The following is a 17159-nucleotide window of genomic DNA, read 5'->3' as shown; positions in this document are numbered from 1 at the left end:
CCTTACTTAGCAGCTTTTTTACGAGGCGCTGGTGCTTGTGGTTTCAGTTCTTCTTGGCGACCACCAATTACTTCGCCTTTGAAGATCCAAACCTTTACACCGATCACACCGTAAGTGGTGTGAGCTTCGTAGTTGGCATAGTCGATGTCGGCACGCAGGGTGTGCAATGGCACACGACCTTCGCGATACCATTCAGTACGTGCGATTTCAGCACCGCCGAGACGACCGCTCACTTGGATTTTGATGCCTTTGGCACCAATGCGCATGGCGTTCTGAACAGCGCGCTTCATAGCGCGACGGAACATTACGCGACGCTCCAGCTGCTGAGCTACGCTCTGCGCAACCAGCATACCGTCGAGCTCCGGCTTGCGGATCTCTTCGATATTGATGTGCACAGGCACACCCATTTGCTTGGTCAGGTCCTGACGCAGTTTCTCAACATCTTCACCTTTCTTCCCGATAACGATACCCGGACGAGCAGTATGGATGGTGATACGTGCAGTCTGAGCCGGACGATGGATATCGATACGGCTTACGGACGCGCTTTTTAGTTTGTCTTGGAGATACTCACGCACCTTCAGATCAGCGAACAAATAGTCCGCATAAGTCCGACCGTCTGCGTACCAGACGGAGGTGTGCTCCTTGACGATTCCCAGGCGAATGCCAATGGGATGTACTTTCTGACCCATCTCTTCGACTCCGTTACTTGTCAGCAACCTTGACAGTGATATGGCAAGACCGCTTGACGATGCGATCAGCACGGCCTTTGGCACGTGGCATGATTCGCTTCAGCGAACGCCCTTCGTTGACGAAAACGGTGCTGACTTTAAGGTCATCAACGTCTGCGCCTTCGTTATGCTCGGCGTTGGCTACGGCCGACTCCAGCACTTTCTTCATGATCTCGGCGGCTTTCTTACTGCTGAAAGCCAACAGGTTGAGCGCTTCGCCCACCTTCTTCCCGCGGATCTGGTCGGCGACCAAGCGGGCTTTCTGGGCGGAGATTCGAGCGCCCGACAACTTAGCGGCTACTTCCATCGTTCCTTACCCCTTAACGCTTGGCTTTCTTGTCTGCCACGTGCCCACGATATGTGCGGGTACCGGCAAACTCGCCCAGTTTGTGGCCGACCATGTCTTCGTTCACGAGAACTGGAACATGTTGACGACCGTTATGCACTGCAATGGTCAGACCGACCATTTGTGGCAGGATCATCGAACGACGCGACCAGGTCTTAACTGGTTTGCGATCGTTCTTTTCCGCCGCCACTTCGATCTTCTTCAGTAGGTGAAGATCAATAAAAGGACCTTTTTTCAGAGAACGTGGCACTGTCGTATCCCTCTATTTACTTGCGACGACGGACGATCATTTTGTCGGTACGCTTATTACCACGAGTCTTCGCGCCCTTAGTCGGGAAGCCCCATGGCGATACCGGATGACGACCACCAGAGGTACGACCTTCACCACCACCATGTGGGTGGTCAACCGGGTTCATGGCAACACCACGAACGGTTGGGCGAACGCCACGCCAGCGTTTGGCACCAGCTTTACCCAGCGAACGCAGGCTGTGCTCGGAGTTCGAGACTTCACCCAGGGTCGCGCGGCATTCAGCCAGCACTTTACGCATCTCACCAGAACGCAGACGCAGGGTCACGTAGACACCTTCACGAGCGATCAGCTGAGCCGAAGCACCAGCGGAACGAGCGATTTGTGCGCCTTTACCTGGCTTCAATTCGATGCCGTGTACGGTGCTACCAACTGGAATGTTACGCAGTTGCAGAGCGTTGCCCGGCTTGATCGGTGCCAAAGCACCTGCGATCAGCTGGTCACCAGCACTCACGCCTTTAGGGGCGATGATGTAGCGACGCTCGCCATCTGCGTACAGCAGCAGAGCGATGTGAGCAGTACGGTTTGGATCGTATTCAATACGCTCGACAGTGGCAGAGATGCCATCTTTGTCGTTGCGACGGAAATCGACCAGACGATAATGCTGCTTATGGCCACCACCGATGTGACGAGTGGTAATACGACCATTGTTGTTACGACCACCAGTCTTCGATTTTTTCTCGAGCAGCGGTGCGTGAGGAGCGCCTTTATGCAGCTCCTGGTTGACCACCTTGACCACAAAACGGCGGCCAGGGGAAGTCGGTTTGCATTTAACGATTGCCATGATGCACCCCTTCCTTACTCAGCACTGCTGCTGAAATCGAGATCTTGGCCTGGCTGAAGGGAGATAACTGCCTTCTTCCAGTCATTACGCTTGCCCAGACCGCGAGCAGTGCGCTTGCTCTTACCCAGAACATTCAGGGTAGTAACACGCTCTACTTTCACGCTGAACAGGCTTTCGACGGCCTTCTTGATTTCCAGCTTGGTTGCATCAGTTGCAACCTTGAAAACGAACTGGCCTTTCTTGTCAGCCAGAACCGTAGCCTTCTCGGAAACGTGCGGGCCAAGCAGAACTTTAAATACGCGTTCCTGGTTCATCCCAGCAGCTCCTCGAATTTCTTCACGGCCGACACGGTGATCAACACCTTGTCGTATGCGATCAGACTAACTGGATCGGAACCTTGCACGTCACGTACATCAACGTGTGGCAGGTTGCGAGCAGCCAGGTACAGGTTCTGATCAACCACTTCAGACACGATCAAGACGTCAGTCAGACCCATGCCGGTCAGTTTGTTCAGCAGATCTTTGGTCTTCGGTGCATCAACAGCGAAGTCCTGAACCACAACCAGACGATCAGTACGCACCAGCTCAGCAAGGATGGAACGCATTGCTGCGCGATACATCTTCTTGTTCAGCTTCTGGGTGTGATCCTGAGGACGAGCTGCGAAAGTGGTACCGCCGCCACGCCAGATTGGGCTACGGATAGTACCGGCACGAGCACGGCCAGTACCTTTCTGACGCCATGGGCGCTTACCGCCACCACGAACGTCGGAACGGGTCTTTTGCTGCTTGCTACCTTGACGGCCGCCGGCCATATAGGCCACGACTGCTTGGTGAACCAGCGTCTCGTTGAATTCGCCGCCAAATGTCAGTTCGGAAACTTCGATCGCTTGAGCGTCATTTACATTTAATTGCATGTCAGCTTCCCCTTAACCGCGAGCCTTGGCTGCTGGACGTACAACCAAGTTGCCGCCAGTAGCGCCAGGAACAGCACCCTTGACCAACAACAGATTGCGTTCAGCGTCCACGCGCACTACTTCGAGGGACTGCACGGTCACGCGCTCAGCGCCCATATGACCGGACATTTTTTTGCCCTTGAATACACGACCAGGAGTCTGGCACTGGCCGATAGAGCCTGGAACGCGGTGGGACACGGAGTTACCGTGGGTATTATCTTGCCCACGGAAGTTCCAACGCTTGATCGTACCCTGGAAGCCTTTACCTTTGGACTGACCGGTTACATCAACCAGTTGACCAGCAGCGAAGATTTCAGCGTTGATCAGATCGCCGGCCTGGTACTCGCCTTCTTCAAGACGGAATTCCATTACGGTACGACCAGCGGCAACGTTCGCTTTAGCGAAGTGGCCAGCCTGAGCAGCTGTAACACGCGAAGCACGACGCTCGCCTACAGTGACTTGCACTGCACGATAGCCATCGGTCTCTTCAGTTTTGAACTGGGTGACGCGATTCGGCTCGATCTCAATGACCGTGACCGGAATGGAGACACCTTCTTCGGTGAAAATACGGGTCATACCGCATTTACGACCGACTACACCAATAGTCATGTTGTAAACCTCATGAGTGTACGGGGCTTTCACCCGCTATGGCCGCCCATTTCAGAGCGTTACACGACTAAGACCGAGTCTTAGCCGAGGCTGATCTGCACTTCCACACCGGCCGCAAGATCAAGCTTCATAAGTGCATCAACGGTTTTATCCGTTGGCTGGACGATGTCCAGAACGCGCTTATGAGTACGGATCTCGTACTGGTCACGCGCGTCTTTGTTGACGTGCGGGGAGACCAGAACGGTGAACCGCTCTTTACGGGTAGGCAGTGGAATTGGACCACGCACTTGAGCACCAGTACGTTTCGCGGTTTCCACGATTTCCTGGGTGGATTGGTCGATCAGGCGATGGTCAAAAGCCTTCAACCTGATACGGATTTGCTGATTTTGCATTGGATTTCAGACTCCGGCTGCTATTCCCACCGAGCGCAATACGCCCGTTAAAAGGAGGCGCAATTCTATAGACGCCCCATATAGGTGTCAACCCAATAAAAAAGCCCCCGCTAAGCGGGGGCTTTTTCAACTCATCGAAGCTTACTCAAAAAAGAGCTTACTCGATGATTTTGGCTACAACGCCAGCGCCGACGGTACGACCGCCTTCACGGATAGCGAAACGCAGACCGTCTTCCATTGCGATGGTCTTGATCAGAGTGACAACCATTTTGATGTTGTCGCCCGGCATTACCATTTCAACGCCTTCCGGCAGTTCGCAGTTACCAGTCACGTCAGTAGTACGGAAGTAGAACTGTGGACGATAGCCTTTGAAGAACGGAGTGTGACGACCGCCTTCTTCTTTGCTCAGAACGTAGACTTCAGCTTCGAACTTGGTGTGCGGCTTAACCGAACCTGGCTTAACCAGAACCTGGCCACGCTCAACGTCGTCACGCTTGGTACCACGCAGCAGAACGCCGCAGTTCTCGCCAGCACGACCTTCGTCGAGCAGCTTACGGAACATTTCAACACCGGTACAGGTGGTGACGGTAGTGTCACGCAGACCAACGATTTCCAGTGGATCCTGAACCTTGACGATACCGCGCTCGATACGACCAGTTACAACAGTACCGCGACCGGAGATCGAGAATACGTCTTCGATTGGCATCAGGAACGGCTTGTCGATAACACGGACTGGATCCGGGATGTAGCTGTCCAGAGTCTCAACCAGTTTACGAACGGCAGTAGTGCCCATTTCGTTGTCGTCTTGGCCGTTAAGAGCCATCAGAGCCGAACCGATGATGATCGGAGTGTCGTCACCTGGGAAGTCGTAAGTGCTCAGCAGATCGCGCACTTCCATCTCAACCAGTTCCAGCAGCTCAGCGTCGTCAACCATGTCAGCCTTGTTCAGGAAGACAACGATGTATGGAACGCCAACCTGACGGGACAGCAGGATGTGCTCACGGGTTTGTGGCATCGGACCATCAGCGGCCGAGCAAACCAGGATAGCGCCGTCCATCTGAGCAGCACCGGTGATCATGTTCTTCACATAGTCAGCGTGACCCGGGCAGTCAACGTGAGCGTAGTGACGGATCAGCGAGTTGTATTCAACGTGCGCGGTGTTGATGGTGATACCACGAGCCTTTTCTTCCGGAGCGCTGTCGATTTTGTCGAAAGCAACAACGGCCGAACCGAAAACTTCGGAGCAGACGCGAGTCAGAGCAGCGGTCAGCGTGGTTTTACCGTGGTCGACGTGACCGATGGTGCCAACGTTGACGTGCGGGAGGGTACGGTCAAATTTTTCTTTAGCCACGACAATTAACTCCTAGCCTAAAGGGGCTGAATCAGCCTTGTTTTTTGGTAACAGTTTCGACGATATGCGACGGAGCTGTATTGTATTTTTTGAATTCCATAGAGTAGCTTGCGCGACCTTGGGACATGGAACGGACGTCGGTCGCATAACCGAACATCTCACCCAGCGGAACTTCGGCGCGAATCACTTTGCCGGAGACCGTGTCTTCCATACCCAGGATCATGCCGCGACGACGGTTAAGGTCGCCCATCACGTCACCCATATAGTCTTCAGGCGTAACAACCTCTACCGCCATGATCGGCTCAAGCAACTCACCACCGCCCTTCTGGGCCAGTTGCTTGGTTGCCATGGAAGCAGCCACTTTAAACGCCATCTCGTTGGAGTCGACGTCGTGGTAGGAACCATCAAACACGGTAGCCTTCAGGCCGATCAGCGGATAGCCGGCAACAACGCCGTTCTTCATCTGCTCTTCGATACCCTTCTGGATAGCCGGGATGTATTCCTTAGGAACCACACCACCCACTACTTCGTTCAGGAATTGCAGACCTTCCTGACCTTCGTCAGCAGGAGCAAAACGAATCCAGCAGTGACCGAACTGGCCACGACCGCCGGACTGGCGAACGAACTTGCCTTCAATCTCGCAGCTCTTCGTGATGCGCTCACGGTACGAAACTTGAGGCTTGCCGATGTTGGCTTCGACGTTGAACTCACGGCGCATCCGGTCAACCAGGATGTCCAGGTGCAACTCGCCCATGCCGGAGATGATCGTTTGACCAGTCTCTTCATCAGTCTTGACGCGGAAAGATGGATCTTCCTGAGCGAGCTTGCCCAGAGCGATACCCATTTTTTCCTGGTCATCCTTGGTCTTAGGCTCTACGGCAACCGAAATAACCGGCTCCGGGAAGTCCATGCGAACCAGGATGATTGGCTTGTCAGCGTTGCACAAAGTTTCACCAGTGGTGACGTCCTTCATGCCGATCAAGGCCGCGATGTCACCAGCGCGCACTTCCTTGATTTCTTCACGGGCGTTTGCGTGCATTTGCACCATACGACCCACGCGCTCTTTCTTGCCTTTAACCGAGTTGATCACGCCGTCGCCGGAGGCCAACACGCCCGAGTAAACTCGAACGAAGGTCAAGGTACCCACGAATGGGTCGGTAGCGATCTTGAACGCCAGAGCCGAGAACGGCTCGCTGTCGTCTGCGTGACGCTCCATTTCCTTGGTCTCGTCATCAGGGTCAGTACCCTTGATGGCAGGAATATCGGTAGGAGCCGGCAGGTAGTCGATCACGGCGTCGAGAACCAGGGGAACACCCTTGTTCTTGAAGGAAGAACCGCAAACAGCCAGAACGATCTCACCAGCGATAGTACGCTGACGCAGAGCGGCCTTGATTTCCGCGTTGGTGAGTTCTTCACCTTCGAGGTACTTGTTCATCAGCTCTTCGCTGGCTTCGGCCGCAGCCTCAACCATGTTGCCGCGCCACTCGTCAGCCAGTTCCTGCAGTTCAGCAGGGATAGGCTTGCGAACTGGAACCATGCCTTTGTCAGAGTCATTCCAGTAAACAGCTTCCATGGCCATCAGATCGATCTGACCCTGGAAGTTGTCTTCGGAACCGATGGCCAACTGGATTGGCACCGGAGTGTGACCCAGACGCTGCTTGATCTGACCGATCACGCGCAGGAAGTTGGCACCAGCACGGTCCATCTTGTTTACGTAAACAAGACGTGGAACGCCGTACTTGTTGGCTTGACGCCATACGGTTTCCGACTGAGGCTCAACACCCGAGGTGCCGCAGAACACAACGACCGCGCCGTCGAGAACACGCAGGGAACGCTCAACTTCAATAGTGAAGTCAACGTGGCCCGGGGTGTCGATGACGTTGAAGCGGTATTGGTCCTTGTGCTGCTTCTCGGAACCCTGCCAGAAGGCGGTGATTGCAGCAGAAGTAATGGTAATACCACGCTCCTGCTCCTGCACCATCCAGTCCGTGGTCGCGGCGCCGTCATGCACCTCGCCCATTTTGTGACTTTTGCCAGTGTAAAAAAGGACGCGCTCGGTGGTGGTGGTTTTACCAGCATCCACGTGAGCAACGATACCAATGTTACGGTAGCGGTTAATCGGTGTAGTACGAGCCATAAAGCCCTCGCAAAATTAGTGACGCAAAAATTAGAAGCGGTAGTGCGAGAAAGCCTTGTTGGCTTCAGCCATACGGTGCACGTCTTCACGCTTCTTAACTGCAGCACCTTTGCCTTCGGCAGCGTCCAACAGTTCGCCAGCCAAACGCAGAGCCATAGACTTCTCGCCGCGCTTACGGGCGAAGTCTACCAACCAGCGCATTGCCAGAGCGTTACGACGGGACGGACGAACTTCGACCGGAACCTGGTAAGTAGCACCGCCTACACGGCGCGACTTTACTTCGACCAGCGGAGCGATGGCGTCGAGAGCTTTCTCGAAGATTTCCAGGGGATCGCTGTTCTTGCGTTCTTTAACCTTTTCCAGCGCGCCATAAACGATACGTTCGGCAACGGCTTTCTTGCCGCTTTCCATAACGTGGTTCATGAACTTGGCCAGGATTTGGCTGCCGTATTTTGGATCGTCAAGCACTTCGCGCTTGGCTGCTACGCGTCTTCTTGGCATGGATAAGCCCTCAAACGGTCTTCAGGTTCGCTCGGAATCGGTGCCCTTTCGGGACGCCTCCGACCTTACTCTTATCGACTCAGAAAAATAGAAAATCAGTTTTTACAAAAAGCCACTACTACTTAGGCTTCTTGGTACCGTACTTCGAACGACCCTGGTTACGACCTTTAACGCCGGAAGTATCCAAAGAACCGCGTACGGTGTGGTAACGAACACCTGGCAAGTCTTTTACACGACCGCCGCGAATCAGTACCACGCTGTGCTCTTGCAGGTTGTGGCCTTCACCGCCGATGTACGAGGAAACCTCGAAACCGTTGGTCAGACGCACACGGCATACTTTACGCAGTGCCGAGTTAGGTTTTTTCGGCGTGGTGGTATACACACGGGTGCATACGCCACGACGTTGCGGGCAGTTCTGCAGCGCAGGCACGTCGGATTTCTCGACGATACGCTTACGCGGCTGACGTACCAGCTGGTTGATAGTTGCCATCTACTAGCTCCACTGTTGTCTTGCGACGCTATTGTCTTGCAAGAAAAGCAAAATGGCAGGAACGAATTCCCGCCAAATTTAGGGGTACAAGAGTCTAAAGAGGATCTTGCCCCCAGTCAAGGAAAGGCCCCGACCTCCCCGCTCATCCAACCTCGACAAATTGTCTCGATTCGATGAACGGAACGGCCAGGGCCTTACGCTCATTTACCGCAGAACTCAGTTACCGCTCGAGTTCAGTGCTTCGGTCAGTGCAGCTTCCACTTCACTGGCGCTTACGCGCAACGGTTTGTCAGCATCACGGCGACGCTTGCGCTCGCTGTGGTAAGCCAGACCGGTACCCGCCGGGATCAAACGACCCACGACTACGTTTTCTTTCAGGCCGCGCAGGTAATCGCGCTTGCCGGTTACCGCCGCTTCGGTCAGTACGCGAGTGGTTTCCTGGAAGGAAGCCGCCGAGATGAACGATTCGGTGGACAACGACGCCTTGGTGATACCCAGCAGTACGCGAGTGAACTTGGAAACGAATTTCTCGTCGCCAGCCAGACGCTCGTTCTCTACCAGAACGTGAGTCAATTCCATCTGGTCACCCTTGATGAAACTGGAATCGCCGGATTCAGCGATTTCAACTTTACGCAGCATCTGACGCAGGATGGTCTCGATGTGCTTGTCGTTGATCTTCACGCCTTGCAGACGGTAAACGTCCTGGATCTCGTTCACGATGTACTTGGCCAGCGCACTCACACCCAGCAAACGCAGGATGTCGTGTGGATCGCTCGGGCCGTCGGAGATAACTTCGCCGCGGTTTACCTGTTCGCCTTCGAAGACGTTCAGGTGACGCCACTTCGGAATCAGCTCTTCGTACGGATCGCTACCGTCGTTCGGGGTGATAACCAGACGGCGCTTGCCTTTGGTCTCTTTACCGAACGCGATGGTGCCACTGACTTCAGCCAGAATCGAGGCTTCTTTGGGACGACGAGCTTCGAACAAGTCGGCAACACGCGGCAGACCACCGGTGATGTCACGGGTCTTCGAAGTCTCTTGCGGAATACGAGCGATAACATCACCGATCGCGATTTTCGCACCGTCCGCTACACCGACCAAGGCGTTAGCAGGCAGGAAGTACTGAGCAATTACGTCGGTACCCGGCAGCAAGAGATCCTTGCCGTTGTCATCAACCATCTTCACAGCAGGACGGATATCTTTACCGGCAGCTGGACGATCTTTGGCGTCGAGTACTTCAATGTTGGTCATACCGGTCAATTCGTCAGTCTGACGCTTGATCGTGATGCCTTCTTCCATGCCCACGTAGGTCACGGTACCTTTCATTTCGGTAACGATTGGGTGAGTGTGCGGATCCCACTTGGCCACGATTGCGCCAGCGTCGACCTTGTCACCTTCTTTAACCGAAATCACAGCACCGTACGGCAGCTTGTAACGCTCGCGCTCACGACCGAAGTCATCAGCGATTGCCAGCTCACCGGAACGGGACACAGCAACCAGGCAACCATCCACTCGCTCAACGTGCTTCAGGTTATGCAGACGGACGGTACCGCCATTCTTCACCTGAACACTGTCGGCTGCGGAGGTCCGGCTTGCCGCACCACCGATGTGGAACGTACGCATCGTCAGCTGGGTACCCGGCTCACCGATGGACTGAGCAGCGATAACGCCGACCGCTTCACCGATGTTCACCTGGTGACCACGAGCCAAGTCACGGCCGTAGCACTTGGCGCAAATGCCGTAGCGGGTTTCGCAGCTGATCGGCGAACGCACGATCACTTCGTCGATGCTGTTCAGCTCGATGAACTCGACCCACTTCTCGTCTACCAGAGTGCCGGCAGGAACGATGATTTCCTCGGTACCCGGCTTGAATACGTCACGGGCAATGACACGACCCAATACGCGCTCACCCAGTGGCTCAACAACGTCACCGCCTTCAATGTGCGGAGTCATTACCAGGCCATGTTCGGTGCCGCAATCGATCTCGGTTACTACCAGATCCTGCGCCACGTCTACCAGACGACGAGTCAGGTAACCGGAGTTCGCAGTTTTCAACGCGGTATCCGCCAAACCTTTACGAGCACCGTGAGTGGAGATGAAGTACTGAAGTACGCTCAAACCTTCACGGAAGTTTGCAGTAATCGGCGTTTCGATGATGGAACCATCCGGCTTGGCCATCAGGCCACGCATACCGGCGAGCTGACGGATCTGCGCAGCAGAACCCCGTGCGCCCGAGTCGGCCATCATGTACATCGAGTTGAAAGACTCTTGGTCGACTTCGACGCCATGACGGTCGATGACTTTCTCTTTCGAGAGGTTGGCCATCATCGCCTTGGAAACTTCGTCGTTCGCCTTGGACCAAAGGTCGATCACTTTGTTGTACTTCTCGCCCTGGGTTACCAGGCCGGAGGCGTACTGGCTTTCGATCTCTTTCACTTCGTCGGTAGCAGCGCCGATGATGCGGGCTTTTTCATCCGGGATAACGAAGTCGTTAACACCGATGGAAACGCCGGAGATGGTCGAATAAGCAAAACCGGTGTACATCAACTGGTCAGCGAAGATCACGGTCTCTTTCAAACCAACCACGCGGTAGCACTGGTTAATCAGCTTGGAGATCGCTTTTTTCTTCATCGGCTGGTTGACGACGTCGTACGACAGGCCTGGTGGAACAACCTGGAACAACAGCGCACGGCCGACAGTGGTGTCGACGATACGGGTGTTCTTGACGCTGCCACCATCACGATCGTTAACGGTTTCGTTGATCCGCACTTTGACCTTGGCGTGCAGTGCGGCTTCGCCGGCACGGAATACACGGTCAACTTCCTGCAGATCCGCGAACACACGACCTTCGCCCTTGGCGTTGATCGCTTCACGAGTCATGTAGTACAGACCCAATACAACGTCCTGCGACGGAACGATGATTGGCTCACCGTTGGCTGGCGACAGAATGTTGTTGGTCGACATCATCAACGCACGCGCTTCCAACTGGGCTTCCAGCGTCAGCGGTACGTGCACGGCCATTTGGTCGCCGTCGAAGTCGGCGTTGTACGCAGCACAGACCAGAGGGTGCAGCTGGATAGCCTTACCTTCGATCAGTACCGGTTCAAACGCCTGGATACCCAGACGGTGAAGGGTCGGTGCACGGTTGAGGAGAACCGGGTGTTCGCGAATCACTTCAGCGAGAACGTCCCAAACCTCTGGCAGCTCGCGCTCGACCATCTTCTTGGCAGCTTTGATGGTGGTAGCAAGACCACGCATTTCCAGCTTGCCGAAAATGAACGGCTTGAACAGCTCCAGAGCCATCTTCTTCGGCAGACCGCACTGGTGCAGACGCAGGGTCGGACCTACGGTAATTACCGAACGACCGGAGTAGTCAACACGCTTACCGAGCAAGTTCTGACGGAAACGACCCTGCTTACCCTTGATCATGTCAGCCAGGGATTTCAGAGGACGCTTGTTGGAACCAGTGATAGCGCGGCCACGACGACCGTTGTCGAGCAGTGCATCGACGGCTTCCTGCAACATACGCTTTTCGTTGCGCACGATGATGTCCGGAGCGGACAGATCGAGCAGACGCTTCAAGCGGTTGTTACGGTTGATCACTCGACGATACAGATCATTGAGGTCGGAAGTCGCGAAGCGACCGCCATCCAGCGGGACCAGTGGACGCAGATCTGGCGGCAGAACCGGCAGAACGGTCAGCACCATCCACTCTGGCAGGTTGCCGGAACCCTGGAAGGCTTCCATCAACTTCAGACGCTTGGACAGCTTCTTGATTTTGGTTTCGGAGTTGGTTTGCGGAATTTCTTCACGCAGGCGGCCAATCTCGTGTTCCAGGTCGATAGCGTGCAGCAGTTCACGGACAGCTTCGGCACCCATGCGGGCATCGAAATCGTCGCCAAACTCTTCCAGCGCTTCGAAGTACTGCTCGTCGTTGAGCAGCTGACCTTTTTCAAGGGTGGTCATGCCTGGATCGATAACGACATAGCTCTCGAAGTAGAGAACGCGTTCGATATCACGCAGGGTCATGTCCATCAGCAAGCCGATACGGGACGGCAGCGATTTCAGGAACCAGATGTGGGCAACTGGCGAGGCCAGTTCGATGTGCGCCATGCGCTCACGACGAACTTTGGCCAGCGCGACTTCAACGCCGCACTTCTCGCAGATCACACCACGGTGCTTCAAGCGCTTGTACTTACCGCACAGGCACTCGTAATCCTTTACCGGGCCAAAGATCTTGGCGCAGAACAGGCCGTCACGCTCAGGTTTGAACGTACGGTAGTTGATGGTTTCCGGCTTTTTAACTTCACCGAACGACCACGAACGGATCATCTCAGGCGATGCCAATCCAATACGGATGGCGTCGAACTCTTCGACTTGACCCTGGTTTTTCAGCAAATTCAGTAGGTCTTTCAAGGCCTTTCCTCCTGGCGGAGCAGAGAGCGGGCAATCCTGCCCCGCTCTCGATTCGCGTCACGTGTTATTCGGTTTCCAGATCGATATCGATGCCGAGGGAACGAATTTCTTTGATCAACACGTTGAAGGACTCGGGCATGCCCGGCTCCATACGGTGATCGCCGTCCACGATGTTTTTGTACATCTTGGTCCGACCGTTCACATCGTCCGACTTCACTGTGAGCATTTCTTGCAGAGTGTAAGCAGCACCGTATGCTTCCAGTGCCCAGACCTCCATCTCCCCGAAACGCTGACCACCGAACTGTGCCTTACCACCCAGCGGCTGCTGGGTAACCAGGCTGTACGAACCGGTAGAACGAGCGTGCATCTTGTCGTCTACCAAGTGGTTCAGCTTCAGCATATACATGTAGCCAACAGTAACCGGGCGCTCGAACTTGTTGCCGGTACGGCCGTCGGTCAGCTGCATCTGGCCGCTTTCTGGCAGGTCTGCCAGTTTCAGCATGGCCTTGATTTCGCTTTCCTTGGCGCCGTCGAACACTGGAGTGGCCATTGGTACGCCGCCACGCAGGTTCTTCGCCAGATCCAGGATTTCCTGGTCGGAGAAGCTATCCAGATCTTCGTTACGACCGCCGATCTGGTTGTAGATCTCGTCCAGGAAGGTGCGAAGTTCAGCAACCTTACGCTGCTCTTCGACCATCCGGTTGATCTTCTCGCCCAAACCTTTGGCCGCGAGACCCAGGTGAGTTTCAAGGATCTGACCAACGTTCATACGCGAAGGTACGCCCAACGGGTTGAGGACGACGTCTACCGGGGTGCCATTGGCATCGTGCGGCATGTCTTCAACCGGCATGATCACGGAGACCACACCTTTGTTACCGTGACGACCGGCCATCTTGTCGCCCGGCTGGATGCGACGACGGATTGCCAGGTAAACCTTGACGATTTTCAGCACGCCTGGAGCCAGGTCATCGCCCTGCTGCAGTTTGCGCTTCTTGTCTTCGAACTTGTCGTCCAGCAGACGGCGGCGATCAACGATGTAGGCCTGAGCCTTCTCGAGCTGCTCGTTCAGAGCATCTTCAGCCATGCGCAGTTTGAACCACTGACCATGCTCAAGACCGTCGAGAACTTCGTCGGTGATTTCCTGACCTTTCTTCAGACCGGCGCCGCCTTCGGCTTTGTGGCCGACCAGAGCGGAACGCAGACGTTCGAAAGTGGCGCCTTCAACGATACGGAACTCTTCGTTCAGGTCCTTGCGGATCTCGTCGAGTTGAGTCTTCTCGATCGACAGTGCACGAGCATCACGCTCAACGCCGTCACGGGTGAAGACCTGTACGTCGATGACAGTGCCCTTGGTGCCGGTAGGCACACGCAGGGAAGTGTCTTTAACGTCGCTGGCTTTTTCACCGAAGATGGCACGCAGCAGTTTTTCTTCCGGAGTCAGTTGGGTCTCGCCTTTCGGAGTGACCTTACCCACCAGGATGTCGCCTGCGCCAACTTCAGCACCTACGTAAACGATACCGGCTTCGTCCAGCTTGTTCAGTGCAGCTTCACCCACGTTCGGGATGTCTGCAGTGATTTCCTCTGGCCCAAGCTTGGTGTCACGTGCCACACAGGTCAGTTCCTGAATGTGGATCGTGGTGAAACGGTCTTCCTGAACAACACGCTCGGACAGGCAGATGGAGTCTTCGAAGTTGAAGCCGTTCCATGCCATGAACGCGATGCGCATGTTCTGACCCAGAGCCAGTTCACCCATGTCGGTGGACGGACCGTCGGCCATGATGTCGCTGCGCTGAACCCGATCACCCTTGCTCACCAGCGGACGCTGGTTGATGCAGGTGTTCTGGTTGGAGCGGGTGTACTTGGTCAGGTTGTAGATGTCGACACCAGCTTCGCCGGTTTCAACTTCATCATCAGCAACACGAACCACAATACGGCTGGCGTCGACGGAGTCGATCACGCCGCCACGACGAGCCACGACGCAAACGCCGGAATCACGGGCTACGTTACGCTCCATGCCGGTACCGACCAGCGGCTTGTCAGCGCGCAGCGTTGGTACAGCTTGACGCTGCATGTTCGAACCCATCAACGCACGGTTGGCGTCGTCGTGCTCGAGGAACGGGATCAGCGACGCTGCAACCGAAACTACCTGCTTGGGCGATACGTCCATCAAGGTGACGTCTTCCGGCGCCTTGACGGTGAACTCGTTCAAGTGACGAACAGCTACCAGCTCGTCGATCAGGACTTTCTTGTCGTTCATCGTGGCCGAAGCCTGAGCGATCACGTGATCAGCTTCTTCGATGGCGGACAGGAACACGATCTCGTCGGTGACCAAAGCGTCTTTCACCACACGGTACGGGCTCTCGAGGAAGCCGTACTGGTTGGTGCGCGCATAGGCAGCCAAGGAGTTGATCAGACCGATGTTCGGACCTTCCGGCGTTTCAATCGGGCATACACGACCGTAGTGAGTCGGGTGTACGTCACGCACTTCAAAGCCAGCACGCTCACGAGTCAAACCGCCAGGGCCGAGTGCAGAGACACGACGCTTGTGGGTGATCTCGGACAGCGGGTTGTTCTGGTCCATGAACTGGGAAAGCTGGCTGGAACCGAAGAACTCTTTCACCGCCGCAGCCACTGGCTTGGCGTTGATCAGGTCTTGCGGCATCAGGCCTTCGCTTTCAGCCATCGACAGACGCTCTTTGACCGCACGCTCAACACGCACCAGGCCAACGCGGAACTGGTTCTCGGCCATTTCGCCTACGCAGCGAACACGACGGTTACCCAGGTGGTCGATGTCATCGACGATGCCTTTACCGTTACGGATGTCGACCAGAGTCTTCAGTACCGCGACGATGTCTTCCTTGCACAACACGCCCGAACCTTCGATCTCGGTACGACCGATACGACGGTTGAACTTCATCCGGCCGACCGCAGACAGGTCATAGCGCTCAGGGCTGAAGAACAGGTTGTTGAACAGGGTTTCGGCAGCGTCTTTGGTTGGCGGCTCGCCAGGACGCATCATGCGATAGATCTCGACCAGCGCTTCCAATTGGTTGCTGGTGGAGTCGATCTTCAGAGTGTCGGAGACGAACGGACCGCAGTCGATATCGTTGGTGTACAGAGTTTCGATGCGAACAACCTGAGCCTTGGCGATTTTTGCCAGGATTTCGGTGTTCAGTTCGGTGTTGCACTCTGCCAGGATTTCGCCGGTTGCCGGATGCACGATGACCTTGGCGGTAGTGCGGCCCAAGACGTAGTCCAGAGGCACCTGCAGCTCTTTGATCCCTGCTTTTTCCAGCTGGTTGATGTGGCGAGCAGTGATACGACGACCTTGCTCGACAATAACCTTGCCTTTGTCATCCAGGATATCCAGGACAGCAATTTCACCACGCAGGCGCTGAGGCACCAGTTCCAGGCTGAGGTTTTCACCTTGCACGTGGAAGACGTTGGTGGTGTAGAACGCGTCCAACACTTCTTCAGTGGTATAGCCCAGCGCGCGCAGCAATACCGATGCAGGCAGCTTGCGACGACGGTCGATACGCACGAACACGCAGTCTTTCGGGTCGAACTCGAAGTCCAGCCACGAACCGCGGTAAGGAATGATGCGCGCGGAGTACAGCAGTTTGCCGGAGCTGTGCGTCTTGCCACGGTCGTGGTCGAAGAACACGCCCGGGGAACGGTGCAGCTGGGAAACGATTACACGCTCGGTACCGTTAATTACGAAGGTACCGTTTTCAGTCATCAGGGGGATTTCACCCATGTAGACTTCTTGCTCTTTGATGTCCTTGATCGCTTTGTTCGACGATTCTTTGTCGAAAATGATCAGGCGCACTTTTACCCGCAAAGGTACGGCGTAAGTTACACCGCGCAATACGCATTCTTTGACATCAAATGCCGGCTCGCCCAGGCGATAACCGACGTACTCCAGCGCAGCATTGCCGGAGTAGCTGATGATCGGGAAAACGGATTTGAAGGCCGCATGCAGGCCCACGTCGCGGAACTGATCTTTAGTCGCTCCCGCTTGCAAGAATTCACGATACGAATCCAGCTGGATGGCCAGGAGGTACGGCACATCCATGACGTCCGGCAACTTGCTAAAGTCCTTGCGGATACGTTTTTTCTCAGTATATGAGTAAGCCATCAGCGTTC

The 17159-nt window shown here is 55.2% G+C and carries 14 protein-coding genes; all 14 read right to left on the bottom strand.

What is annotated here, in order from left to right:
• Positions 1–2 precede the first annotated feature (2 nt).
• The 14 genes from rpsC to rpoB all read right to left on the bottom strand — a co-directional run bounded on the left by rpsC (position 3) and on the right by rpoB (position 17151).
• Positions 3–689, bottom strand: a complete 687-nt coding sequence (gene rpsC / locus ABH909_RS06735) for a 30S ribosomal protein S3 (protein ID WP_003176422.1) — start codon at positions 687–689, stop codon at positions 3–5.
• 13 nt (positions 690–702) lie between these two features.
• Positions 703–1035, bottom strand: coding sequence for a 50S ribosomal protein L22 (rplV, locus tag ABH909_RS06730; protein WP_003103908.1), 333 nt, complete (start codon positions 1033–1035; stop codon positions 703–705).
• Positions 1036–1048: 13 nt separating this feature from the next.
• Positions 1049–1324, bottom strand: a complete 276-nt coding sequence (gene rpsS / locus ABH909_RS06725; protein ID WP_002555486.1) for a 30S ribosomal protein S19 — start codon at positions 1322–1324, stop codon at positions 1049–1051.
• A 16-nt stretch (positions 1325–1340) separates the two neighbouring features.
• On the bottom strand, positions 1341–2165 hold the full coding sequence (gene rplB, locus ABH909_RS06720; protein WP_003176423.1) for a 50S ribosomal protein L2: 825 nt from the start codon (positions 2163–2165) through the stop codon (positions 1341–1343).
• Between the two features lie 14 nt (positions 2166–2179).
• A complete protein-coding gene (gene rplW / locus ABH909_RS06715) occupies positions 2180–2479 on the bottom strand; it encodes a 50S ribosomal protein L23 (protein WP_002555488.1) in 300 nt (99 codons plus the stop codon).
• Positions 2476–3078 carry a 50S ribosomal protein L4 gene (rplD, locus tag ABH909_RS06710; protein ID WP_007896707.1) on the bottom strand — a complete coding sequence of 201 codons (603 nt, stop codon included), beginning with the start codon at positions 3076–3078 and terminating at the stop codon, positions 2476–2478. Before rplD ends, rplW begins: the two co-directional genes overlap by 4 nt.
• A 12-nt stretch (positions 3079–3090) precedes the next feature.
• Positions 3091–3726 carry a 50S ribosomal protein L3 gene (gene rplC / locus ABH909_RS06705; protein ID WP_003186059.1) on the bottom strand — a complete coding sequence of 212 codons (636 nt, stop codon included), beginning with the start codon at positions 3724–3726 and terminating at the stop codon, positions 3091–3093.
• An 80-nt stretch (positions 3727–3806) separates the two neighbouring features.
• Positions 3807–4118 carry a 30S ribosomal protein S10 gene (gene rpsJ / locus ABH909_RS06700; protein ID WP_003186070.1) on the bottom strand — a complete coding sequence of 104 codons (312 nt, stop codon included), beginning with the start codon at positions 4116–4118 and terminating at the stop codon, positions 3807–3809.
• Positions 4119–4275: 157 nt separating this feature from the next.
• Positions 4276–5469 carry an elongation factor Tu gene (gene tuf, locus ABH909_RS06695; protein WP_007896660.1) on the bottom strand — a complete coding sequence of 398 codons (1194 nt, stop codon included), beginning with the start codon at positions 5467–5469 and terminating at the stop codon, positions 4276–4278.
• 31 nt (positions 5470–5500) lie between these two features.
• Positions 5501–7606: an elongation factor G gene (gene fusA / locus ABH909_RS06690; protein ID WP_083375647.1), complete on the bottom strand. Its 2106-nt coding sequence runs from the start codon at positions 7604–7606 to the stop codon at positions 5501–5503.
• Positions 7607–7636: 30 nt separating this feature from the next.
• Positions 7637–8107, bottom strand: a complete 471-nt coding sequence (gene rpsG / locus ABH909_RS06685) for a 30S ribosomal protein S7 (RefSeq protein ID WP_002555493.1) — start codon at positions 8105–8107, stop codon at positions 7637–7639.
• A gap of 118 nt (positions 8108–8225) precedes the next feature.
• Positions 8226–8597, bottom strand: a complete 372-nt coding sequence (gene rpsL, locus ABH909_RS06680; protein ID WP_002555494.1) for a 30S ribosomal protein S12 — start codon at positions 8595–8597, stop codon at positions 8226–8228.
• Positions 8598–8813: 216 nt separating this feature from the next.
• The gene (gene rpoC / locus ABH909_RS06675; RefSeq protein ID WP_007896632.1) at positions 8814–13013 is read right to left on the bottom strand and encodes a DNA-directed RNA polymerase subunit beta'; all 4200 of its coding nucleotides are present in this window, start codon (positions 13011–13013) and stop codon (positions 8814–8816) included.
• Between the two features lie 64 nt (positions 13014–13077).
• Complete coding sequence (rpoB, locus tag ABH909_RS06670; RefSeq protein WP_007896631.1) at positions 13078–17151, bottom strand: DNA-directed RNA polymerase subunit beta; 4074 nt, start codon at positions 17149–17151, stop codon at positions 13078–13080.
• Positions 17152–17159 lie beyond the last annotated feature (8 nt).

The organism is Pseudomonas sp. BS3782 TE3695, assembly GCF_050435305.1.
Lineage (GTDB): Bacteria > Pseudomonadota > Gammaproteobacteria > Pseudomonadales > Pseudomonadaceae > Aquipseudomonas.
The sequence above is the reverse complement of the archived record's forward strand: the minus strand, read 5'-3'. Positions and strand labels throughout refer to the sequence as shown.